This is a genomic window from Protofrankia sp. Cj3 (assembly GCF_917627355.1).
Lineage (GTDB): Bacteria > Actinomycetota > Actinomycetes > Frankiales > Frankiaceae > Protofrankia.
This window is the reverse complement of record NZ_CAKJTR010000039.1, coordinates 16,048-25,163: the sequence shown is the minus strand read 5'-3', so window position 1 is coordinate 25,163 and position 9,116 is coordinate 16,048. Positions and strand designations below refer to the sequence as shown.

The window sequence follows — 9,116 nt, the reverse complement described above, 5'->3', positions numbered from 1 at the left end:
AGAACCCACGCCGTGCGCCATCGAAGCTGTGTCCGGGGTGGTGCCGCTCGCGCCCGCGCCGGGCTCGGTGCCGGCGCCCGACCGCGCGCCAGCCCGGTTCCCCCGCGCCGCCGCCACGCTGGCCGTGAGCACGCTCACCAGATCACCCGCGGCGCTGACCGGCTGTCCCCCACCCGGCGGGGTCACCATCTCGTTCCCGGACACCTTCGCCTCGATGACGGCCTGCAACGCCGCCCGGTACCCGTCGGTGTACGGGGTCGGGTCGAAGTCCGCGGACAGCGTGTCGATCAGCGCCTGCGCCATGATCAATTCTTGCGGTCGAAGATCAACATGATCAATCAGGAACGGGAACTCCGGGGCACGCACCTCGTCCGGCCAGATCATCGTGGACAGGACGAACACCCCGTCGCGAACCCGCATGGTCGCCAGTTGCTCGCGCTGGCGAAGAGCGACCTTGACGAGCGCGATCCGCCCCGACTCCTCGAGCGCGTCCCGCAGGACCACGTACGGTCTGATCCCGGTCCGGTCGGGCTCGACGTAGTAGCTCCTGGCGAAATAGATCGGGTCGACCTGCCCCGGCGGGACGAACTCCAGCACGTCGATCGTGTGGGAGGTCGACAGCGGCAGGTTCGCGAAGTCCTCATCGGTGAGCACGACGGTCTCCCCGGACGGCAGCTCGTACCCCTTGGCGATCTCAGAGTACGGAACTTCAGCCCCGTCCGCCGCGGCCACCCGCTTGTAGCGGATGCGGGACCCGTCGTCGCGTCTCACCTGATGGAACGACACGTCCCGCTCTTCGGTGGCCGAGTAGAGCCTGACCGGAATCGAGACAAGACCGAAGGAGATCGCGCCTTTCCAGATCGATCGCACGCCCGCCCCTTACCGTGAGTATTAGCATCTTCACGGAACGTTCCAATTTGCATGATCCCCGAATCGTCGATTTCCCTAAAAATCACGATTCATGCCCAACAAAAACACTCGCATCACAATGCTCTCCCACTCCGGCGAAGTATGGAAGGCGTATGGGTACAAGAGATGGACCCATGGCAGGCATCCGGGCACCGGGCCCGGCCCGATCGGGCAGCAGCCAGCCGGCGAACGGCTCATCGGGCGCGGGCCGACCGGACCGGATACCTACACCAGCTACCTGCGCCAGTGAACCGACCCGCCAGCGGCGCCGCCCATCAGGACAAAATGCCGTACCCGATGGCCAGTCATGATCTTTTGTCGATCAGGCGATCAGGCGATCAGGCAGCGTGTCTCCACCGGCACGCACCGATCATGCCGCGGGCAGCGGGACCCGCCCGGTCGTTTCCACCCCGCCGCCCGGGACGGGGCCGCGTTCTGCCAGCATCCGGCTGACCTGGTATTCATGGTGGGCGACATACCGGATCGAGTCGAAGAACACGGCGATCTTTTTGCCCCTTTGCCAGGTGCGGCCGGCGCGGAGATGCAAAGTTCCAAGACGTCCGCGCGGCCACCGCCTACCGACAGGCGATCACAAGCCGCAGGCGCTGACAGGAGGAAGCCATGAGCTCACCGACGGACCTCCCGCTCGATGTGCGTGACATTCTCGACCGTCCGGATGTGCCCGACGCCGATGCCGCGGAGCAGGCTCGCGAGATCTCGACCCGTGAACCGCCGGTGCCGCCGTCCGCATGGGCCTTCCCCCTCGAGGTTGCCGAGTACGACGCGGCGCAGCAGCGCATCGCCGTGGAGGACGAGGACGAGGACGAGTACCGGTAAGAACGACCGGCCGAAGACGGCGCAGCCAAGATTTTTCCTGCGCCGCCCACGGCCCCCGCATAAAAATCTTCAATCTGGCTCGGCTCGACCCGCCGATCAGGGTCCTGCCATGTGGGAAAGTAGCTGGCGAATGTGCCGATGGGCAGCGAAGGAGGTGCGCCGGTGACCGTCGGGCCGTCCGCACCGCAACCGCGGACAGGCAAGACCGCACGGCTGCCCCGGACAGCACGCAGGTTCCAGCTGCTGGGCGCCGCGCGCGAGGTCTTCGTTGCCCAGGGCTATCACGCGACCGCGATGGATGAGATCGCTGAGCGTGCGGGCGTCAGCAAGCCCGTGCTCTACCAGCACTTTCCCGGAAAACTTGATCTTTATCTAGCGCTGCTGGACGAGCAGGCCTACTCACTTCTGTCAAGCGTCCGCCGGGCGCTTGCCTCCACCACCGACAACCACACCCGGATCGCCCGGTCCATCGCGGCCTACTTCGACTTCGTCGACGATCCCAGCGGGGCCTACCAGCTCGTCCTCGAGTCCGACCTACGCAGTGAGCCCGCCGTCCGCAAGCGGGTGGAGAACAGCTTCACCGAGTGCGCGAACGCCATCGCCGCCGTCATCGCCGCGGACACCGGTGTCGGTCCCGGCGAGGCCGAGCTGCTGTCCATCGGGCTGGTGGGTCTCGCCGAGACGGGAGCCCGCTGGTGGCTGGTCACCGGCGGGACGGTGGAGAAGGAGCGCGCTGTGGCAACCATGGTCGAGCTCGCCTGGCGAGGCCTCGCCGGCTACCCGCGCCGCAACGTCGACGACGCCGACCCCGCGTCACCGGACCATGCCGACGAGCGGGAGGACTGACGCGCGGGAGGACTGACGCCTCCAGCGAACACGGCCGGGCCGCCTACCCCCCCGCCCGCCGCAGGCCCTATCGTGGCGACAGATCGCGCCAAAGCGCGATTGCCCTGGCTGGTCAATCGAACGCGGAGGTCATCGCTGGTGGAGGTCAAGATCGGCATCCAGAACGTCGGGCGTGAGCTGGTAATCGAAAGCAGCCAGTCGTCGGCGGATGTGGCCCAGGCGGTCGCTGACGCGATCGGGTCGGAGCTGGGCCTGCTCACGCTCGTGGACGAGAAGAGCCGTCAGGTCATCGTCCCGGTCGCGAAGCTGGCCTATATCGAGATCACCGAGGCCGAGACGCGTCGGGTTGGCTTCGGCTCGCTCTGAACTCGGTCAGTGCCGAAGCGGACCGCCACCTCAGCTAGTGGTGGCCGTCACGCGGCTGCGAACAGGCGTCCGCGCTGCGTGATGCCGGGGAGCGGGAAAGTCCTCGGCATCACGCTGACAGGCCGAGCGCTTCCATCCTCGCCGCGTGCGCCTGGGCGATCCGATCGAACATGTCCACCAACGCCTGTAGGTCACCCATGCCGGCCAGGAGGCCGGTCAGCGCCTCCCGGTCCACCGCCACCCGCTGGGCCTGGGTCAGCGCCTCCCCCATCAGCCGCCGGGCCCACAGCGCGAGCCGGCCAGCCACAGTCGGATTCGCCTCGATCGCGGCACGGACGCGCTCTACCGCAAACGCCGCGTGCCCCGTGTCGGCCAGGACGTCGAGGACCAGTTCGCGGGCGTCGGGTGCGAGCACCGACGCGATCTCACGGTAGAAATCGGCAACGATGTTGTCACCGACATACACCTTGACCAGGCTTTCCAGCCAGTCCGCCGGCGCGGTGAGGTTGTGGAAAACCGTCAGCGGGACCACGAACGGCCCCATGGCCTCCTCGGGATCCGCGCCCATGCGCAGCAAATGCTCCTGAACGGTCTCGAAATGCGCGAACTCGGCCGCCGCCATCCGGGCGAGAGCGATCTTGTCCAGCAGCGTGGGAGCCATCCGCGCGTCCGTGGCCAGCCGCTCGAACGCGGTCAGTTCACCGAAGGCCAACAAACCCAGCAGATCGATGACGGCGATCCGGGACGCGGCAGCCCGATCGGATACACCCGTCCTGTCCGTCATCGCTGACCACCTCAGTATCGCCCGGCACGAACCGCCCCGAAATATGTCGACAGGATGGCACGGCCAGAACGCCTGCTGGCGCAGGCATTCGCGGCGCGTCATCCCCCGGCCGGCACCCACCCCACCGAAGGTCATTGTGCCGGAACATGTCGCGGAGGCCCATCCTCAGGTTATCCTTGTCATCAGCCGGGGGTTGACAAGACCACTTCCGGCCCGCGCGGGCGTCGCCCCACCCCGGGTCAGCGGACCCCGCCGGTAGATATCGCGAGCGGGTGCGGCGTCGGATCCCGCTCATAGCAGACCAGGAGCATCCCGCTGTCCGTTTCGACTGAAACCACCGCACCCCCGCACGAGGAGCCCACGAACTTTCCCAGCACCGGCAGGACGGTGGCCTCAGCCGCCGCCGCGTCGGCGCCCGGTTTCGCGGCTCTCGGTGTCCGCGAAGAGATCGTCGAGGCTCTGCGTGACCAGGGCATCATCTCCCCCTTTCCCATCCAGGAACTGACGCTCCCCCTCGCGCTGGCCGGCTCCGACCTCATCGGCCAGGCCCGCACCGGGACCGGCAAAACCCTCGCCTTCGGCATCCCGCTCGTGCAGACCGTAACCAGCCGCGCCGAGGGCGCCACCGGGCGCCCCCAGGCTCTGGTGGTCGTTCCCACCCGTGAGCTGTGCGTTCAGGTAGCCGCTGACATCGGCCGGGCTGGCGCGCACCGCGATCTGCGGGTGCTCTCGGTCTACGGCGGGCGTGCCTACGAACCACAGCTGGCGGACCTGCGCTCGGGCGTGGACATCGTCGTGGGTACCCCTGGCAGGCTGCTCGACCTGGCCCGACAGAACGCCCTGGCGCTCACGGCGGTGCGCATGCTCGTTCTCGACGAAGCCGACGAGATGCTTGACCTCGGCTTTCTGCCGGATGTCGAGCGCATACTCGCCCAGATCCCCGACATCCGCCAGACGCTGCTTTTCTCGGCGACGATGCCGGGGCCGGTCGTGGCACTGGCTCGCCGGTTCATGCGGCGGGCGGTCCACGTCACGGCGGAACGCCCGGACGAGGGCCGCACCGTCCCAGACATCCAGCAGCACGTTTTCCGCGCCCACGCGCTTGACAAGATCGAAGTTTTGGCTCGGATCCTGCAGGCCGACGGCCGTGGGCTGGCCATCGTCTTCGTCCGGACCCGGCGCACCGCTGACAAGGTCGTCGATGACCTGGCCCGGCGGGGCTTCGCCACCGCGGCCGTGCACGGTGACATCGGCCAGGGCCAACGTGAGCAGGCGTTGCGGGCGTTCCGGACAGGCAAGATCGATGTGCTGGTCGCCACCGACGTGGCGGCCCGCGGCATCGACATCGGCGGGGTGACCCACGTGGTCAACTACCAGTGCCCCGAGGACGAGAACGTCTACCTCCACCGCATCGGCCGTACCGGCCGGGCCGGCGGCAGCGGCGTGGCCGTGACCTTCGTCGACTGGGACGACATGCCACGGTGGGCTCTGGTCAACCGGGCGCTGGGGCTGTCCTTCGACACGCCGGTCGAGACCTACTCGACCTCCCCGCACCTGTTTGAGGATCTTGAGATCCCCGCGGACGCGCTTGGCGTGCTGCCGCACGCATCCCGTACCCGCGCCGGGCTCGCGGCTGAAAAGGTCGAGGACCTCGGTGAAACCGGTCGAGGCGGGCGGCGCCGGCAGCGCAGGGCCAGTGACCAGTCCGACGCGGCCTCAGCCGAGCCGCCTGCCGATCGACCCGCTGGTGCCCGCACCACCCGCACGCGGCGGCGCACCCGCGGCGCCGGCGCCGCGGTCGCGGCGGTCGCCACGATCGACCGTACGGACGCGGGCCGGACGCCTACGGCCGCGCTGTTCCTCGAGCCCGCGACGGCTGTTCCAGCTGTTCCAGCGATGGCGCTGTTCCCGGACGACCTTGATATTGATCATCACAGGCTCGATCACGGGCTCGGCCCCGATGGCGCTGACAGCGTCACGAACGGCCAGCCGGCCCCGCGCCGCCGCCGCCGTAGGGGCGGTCGCGGCCGTTCCGCCACCACCCAGACCGCTGACGCGGCGCTGCCCAGCGCGCTGGACGGCGGTCCCATCGAACGGCAGGCCGAATCCGCCTGACGGCAGGCCTATGAGCGCTCACGGTGGGCAAGGATGAGGAGATGACACCCAGCGCGCCGACGGGCCGGCCGCGCAGGCGAGATCTCCGGTCGGCCAGGACACCCGCGCTCAGGGTATCCGCGCTCGCGGCCGTACCCACGCCAGCCACATCCGGCCCCGGCCATGATTGTGGCGGGTATCCACGCCAACAATGATCAACGATATTCTCGGCCTACTGATAATCATTGTTCTCATCGTCGGCAACGGGCTGTTCGTGGCCGCCGAGTTCGCGCTGGTGGCGGTCGACCGTAGCCAGCTCGAACAGGCCGCGGCGGACGGCTCCCACCGCGCCGCACGGGTACTTCGCGCCGTGCACTCGCTGTCGTTCCAGCTTTCCGGCGCGCAGCTGGGCATCACGCTGACCTCGCTGCTGCTCGGCTACCTCGCCGAGCCGGCGCTGGCATCCCTGCTTACCCCGGTGATCACTACGGTCGGCCTCCCGAACGGGGTCGCCCACGCATCCGCTGTGGTCATTGCCCTGCTCATAGCCACGATTTCACAGATGCTCCTCAGCGAGCTGTTCCCGAAGAACGTCGCGATCTCCGCGCCGCTGGCCGTCGCCGAACGGGTGGCCGGGCCACAGCTGCTCTTCTCCCGTCTCTGCCGGCCGGTGATCGTGCTCCTGAACGGGTCGGCCAACCGCCTGTTGCGGACGCTCGGCATCGAGCCGCGGGATGAGCTGCGGTCCGCCCGCTCCCCGTCCGAACTCGGCTGGCTGGTGCGTTCATCGGCCGAACAGGGCACGCTGCCTGGCGGTACCGCGGCGCTGCTGCGCAGGTCCCTGCGGCTGCGTGAGCGCACCGCGCAGGACATCATGACACCCCGCGTCCAGGTGGTCGCGCTCCATGCCGGTGACAGCGTGGCGGACCTGTTGCGGGTAGCCGAGCGCTCGGGCCACTCCCGCTTCCCCGTGCTGCGGCACCCCGGCAGCCGCGGCACGGTGCCGCCTACCGCGGCCGATGCCACCGATGTCGACGATGTGCTCGCGGTCGTTCACGTCAAGGACGCCTTCGGCGTCCCCCCGCCGGCCCGCCCGGCCACGTCGATCAGCCAGATCATGGTCCCACCCACAGTGGTACCGAGCTCGCTGGGCTGTGACGATCTCCTGACCACGCTGCGCAGCCACAGCCTGCAACTCGCGATCGTCATCGACGAGTACGGCGACATCGCCGGTGTGGTCACGCTGGAGGACCTCGTCGAAGAACTTGTCGGCGACGTCGCGGACGAGTACGACCCCCCGCGGACGCCTGACGCGACCGCCCGCGCGGACGGGAGCTGGGTGCTCTCCGGGCTGCTCCGCCTGGACGAGGTCGCCGACCGCACCGGCGTCGCGCTGCCCGAGGGCCCGTACGAAACGCTCGCCGGCCTTGTCCTGCACCGGCTGGGGCGGATACCCGGCGTCGGTGACGAGGTCGAGGTGGCCGGCCACCGGCTCACCACCGAGCGGATGGACCACCGCCGCATCGACCGCATCCGCCTAGCCCTCGCGCCGGAACATCCGAAGCATCCGGAACATCCAAAGCATCCGGGGCCTGATGCGGATGCGGCTGCGGCGGTCGGCCCCCGCTCCGGTGGGAACGACCGGACCGGGTGACCACGCCGATGATCCTGCTCAGCCTCATCGGCGCGGTCGTCCTCCTGGCCGGCAACGCCTTCTTCGTCGGCGCTGAGTTCGCCGTCATCTCGGCCCGCCGCGACCGGATCGAACCCATGGCGGCCGCGGGCGACCGCCATGCCCGCACGGCCATCACGGCGATCGAGAACCTGTCTCCGATGCTTGCCGCGTCCCAGCTCGGTATCACGATCTGTTCACTGGGCCTCGGCGCGGTGGCGGAGCCCTCGGTCGCTCACCTCATCGACGGGAGCCTGCGGGCGCTCGGGGTCCCCGCGAGCCTGTACAGCCCGATCGGGTTCGCGGCCGCGTTGGCGATCGTCGTCTGCCTGCACATCGTGCTCGGCGAGATGGTGCCGAAGAACATCGCCCTCGCCAGGCCGGAACAGGCCGCGCTGCGGCTCGCGCCGCCGCTGCTCCGGTTCGCGCGCCTGGCCCGCCCGTTGATCCTCTTTCTCGACGCGGTTGCCAACGGCTGCGTCCGGCTCGTCCGGATCAAACCGGTGGCCGAGCTCAGCACCGCCTACACCCCGGACCAGCTCGCGATCATGATCGCTGAATCCCGGCAGCAGGGGCTGCTGGAGGATTACGAGCACAACCTGCTCACCGGCGCGCTGGAACTGCCCGAGCGAACAGCCCGCTCAGTCATGATCAATATTGATCAGGTCGTGGCCGTGCCCTGGTCAGTCAGCGCGGCCGAGCTGGAAGCCCTGGTCACTCGGACCGGTTTCTCCCGGTTTCCGGTCCGGGCGCCGGGCCCGTCCGACGCCGCTGGCACCGATCGGGCCCCCCTTACGCCGACGACGCCGGGTAGCCCAGCCGCGGCGAGCGTCATGATCGCCGGCTTCATCCACGCCAAGGACGTTCTCGGGATCCACAGCGACGCCCGGGACGCCCCCCTGCCACCGCGCCGGCTCCGGCCCATGGCCGAGATCCGCCCGGACCTGCCGCTGGACGAGGTACTGCGGTTGCTGCAACGGACCGGCTGCCATCTCGGGCGCGTCCCCGGGCCGGCTGGCACGACCATCGGGGTCGTCGCGCTTGAGGACGTGGTGGAGGAGTTCGTGGGCGAGGTCGAGGACGCCAGCCACCGGATGCGCTGACTGGCGGTCCGGCAGGCAGCCAAGCGGTCAGGCGCTCAGGCGCTCAGGCGCTCCGGGGAGCTGCCGCCTGCACCACCTCAAACGACCACAGCTGCGCCCCGGTCGCGGCCGGCCCACCGGGTCCAGCCGCCTCCGGCCCGGGGCGGCCCGAGCCAGGATGACCAGCCGCGGGGGCTGCCGGCGACTCACCCGCGGCATCCGTAGCGGCGGCGGCGTGCCCCGTCTGGAAGGCGTTCGACGCCTGCCACTTCCCGAAATCCTCCTCGCTGCGCCAACGCGTGTACACGAGGTAGGCGTCCGTGCCCTCCACCGGACGCAGCAGCTCGAACCACTCGAAACCGTCGGCCGCTTCCACCATCCCCGCCCGGCCGGCGAACCGCCGCTCCAGGGCGGCCCGCGTCTCGGGCGGAACGGTCAATACATTGATCTTCACGACGCTCATGAGACCACGTTACGGCGTGCTCCCGGAGTCGTCGTTCGATCAGGGAGCCGCGTCCGGGTGGTT

At 69.3% G+C, this 9,116-nt stretch carries 11 protein-coding genes; 7 read left to right on the top strand and 4 right to left on the bottom strand.

Annotation, left to right across the window (positions count from 1 at the left end; all coding sequences use genetic code 11):
* A partial coding sequence (locus tag MJ783_RS07740; RefSeq protein WP_239309564.1) for a Ku protein occupies positions 1 to 870 on the bottom strand: 870 nt, incomplete at its 3' end.
* A gap of 91 nt (positions 871 to 961) precedes the next feature.
* On the opposite strand from MJ783_RS07740, the gene MJ783_RS07735 reads away from it, so the two are divergent.
* Positions 962 to 1,159, top strand: coding sequence for a hypothetical protein (locus tag MJ783_RS07735; protein ID WP_239309562.1), 198 nt, complete (start codon positions 962 to 964; stop codon positions 1,157 to 1,159).
* A 120-nt stretch (positions 1,160 to 1,279) separates the two neighbouring features.
* Here the strand turns inward: MJ783_RS07735 and MJ783_RS07730 are convergent, their stop codons facing one another.
* Positions 1,280 to 1,456, bottom strand: a complete 177-nt coding sequence (locus MJ783_RS07730; protein WP_239309561.1) for a hypothetical protein — start codon at positions 1,454 to 1,456, stop codon at positions 1,280 to 1,282.
* Between the two features lie 74 nt (positions 1,457 to 1,530).
* Here MJ783_RS07730 and MJ783_RS07725 point away from each other — a divergent pair, with 74 nt between their 5' ends.
* The 3 genes from MJ783_RS07725 (at position 1,531) to MJ783_RS07715 (ending at position 2,958) form a co-directional block, all read left to right on the top strand.
* Positions 1,531 to 1,746, top strand: coding sequence for a hypothetical protein (locus MJ783_RS07725; protein WP_239309559.1), 216 nt, complete (start codon positions 1,531 to 1,533; stop codon positions 1,744 to 1,746).
* Positions 1,747 to 1,908: 162 nt separating this feature from the next.
* Complete coding sequence (locus MJ783_RS07720; protein WP_239309558.1) at positions 1,909 to 2,592, top strand: TetR/AcrR family transcriptional regulator; 684 nt, start codon at positions 1,909 to 1,911, stop codon at positions 2,590 to 2,592.
* A gap of 138 nt (positions 2,593 to 2,730) precedes the next feature.
* Positions 2,731 to 2,958 (top strand): DUF3107 domain-containing protein, encoded by a 228-nt coding sequence (locus MJ783_RS07715; protein ID WP_239309556.1) that lies wholly within the window; start codon positions 2,731 to 2,733, stop codon positions 2,956 to 2,958.
* Between the two features lie 109 nt (positions 2,959 to 3,067).
* Here the strand turns inward: MJ783_RS07715 and MJ783_RS07710 are convergent, their stop codons facing one another.
* A complete protein-coding gene (locus MJ783_RS07710; RefSeq protein ID WP_239309554.1) occupies positions 3,068 to 3,742 on the bottom strand; it encodes a ferritin-like fold-containing protein in 675 nt (224 codons plus the stop codon).
* 387 nt (positions 3,743 to 4,129) lie between these two features.
* Here MJ783_RS07710 and MJ783_RS07705 point away from each other — a divergent pair, with 387 nt between their 5' ends.
* From MJ783_RS07705 to MJ783_RS07695, 3 genes are all read left to right on the top strand, one after another.
* The gene (locus MJ783_RS07705) at positions 4,130 to 5,857 is read left to right on the top strand and encodes a DEAD/DEAH box helicase (protein ID WP_239309552.1); all 1,728 of its coding nucleotides are present in this window, start codon (positions 4,130 to 4,132) and stop codon (positions 5,855 to 5,857) included.
* 190 nt (positions 5,858 to 6,047) lie between these two features.
* Positions 6,048 to 7,490, top strand: a complete 1,443-nt coding sequence (locus MJ783_RS07700) for a hemolysin family protein (RefSeq protein WP_239309550.1) — start codon at positions 6,048 to 6,050, stop codon at positions 7,488 to 7,490.
* Complete coding sequence (locus MJ783_RS07695) at positions 7,487 to 8,611, top strand: hemolysin family protein (RefSeq protein ID WP_370651504.1); 1,125 nt, start codon at positions 7,487 to 7,489, stop codon at positions 8,609 to 8,611. Before MJ783_RS07700 ends, MJ783_RS07695 begins: the two co-directional genes overlap by 4 nt.
* A gap of 43 nt (positions 8,612 to 8,654) precedes the next feature.
* Here MJ783_RS07695 and MJ783_RS07690 read toward each other — a convergent pair whose 3' ends face one another.
* A complete protein-coding gene (locus tag MJ783_RS07690) occupies positions 8,655 to 9,053 on the bottom strand; it encodes an antibiotic biosynthesis monooxygenase (RefSeq protein ID WP_239309549.1) in 399 nt (132 codons plus the stop codon).
* Positions 9,054 to 9,116: the final 63 nt, after the last annotated feature.

Bases quoted from the DNA above. Each gene is read 5' to 3' on its own strand.
- MJ783_RS07690 (WP_239309549.1), bottom strand. From the start codon at position 9,053: ATGAGCGTCGTGAAGATCAATGTATTGACCGTTCCGCCCGAGACGCGG.
- MJ783_RS07735 (WP_239309562.1), top strand. From the start codon at position 962: ATGCCCAACAAAAACACTCGCATCACAATGCTCTCCCACTCCGGCGAA.
- MJ783_RS07710 (WP_239309554.1), bottom strand. From the start codon at position 3,742: ATGACGGACAGGACGGGTGTATCCGATCGGGCTGCCGCGTCCCGGATC.
- MJ783_RS07725 (WP_239309559.1), top strand. From the start codon at position 1,531: ATGAGCTCACCGACGGACCTCCCGCTCGATGTGCGTGACATTCTCGAC.
- MJ783_RS07700 (WP_239309550.1), top strand. From the start codon at position 6,048: ATGATCAACGATATTCTCGGCCTACTGATAATCATTGTTCTCATCGTC.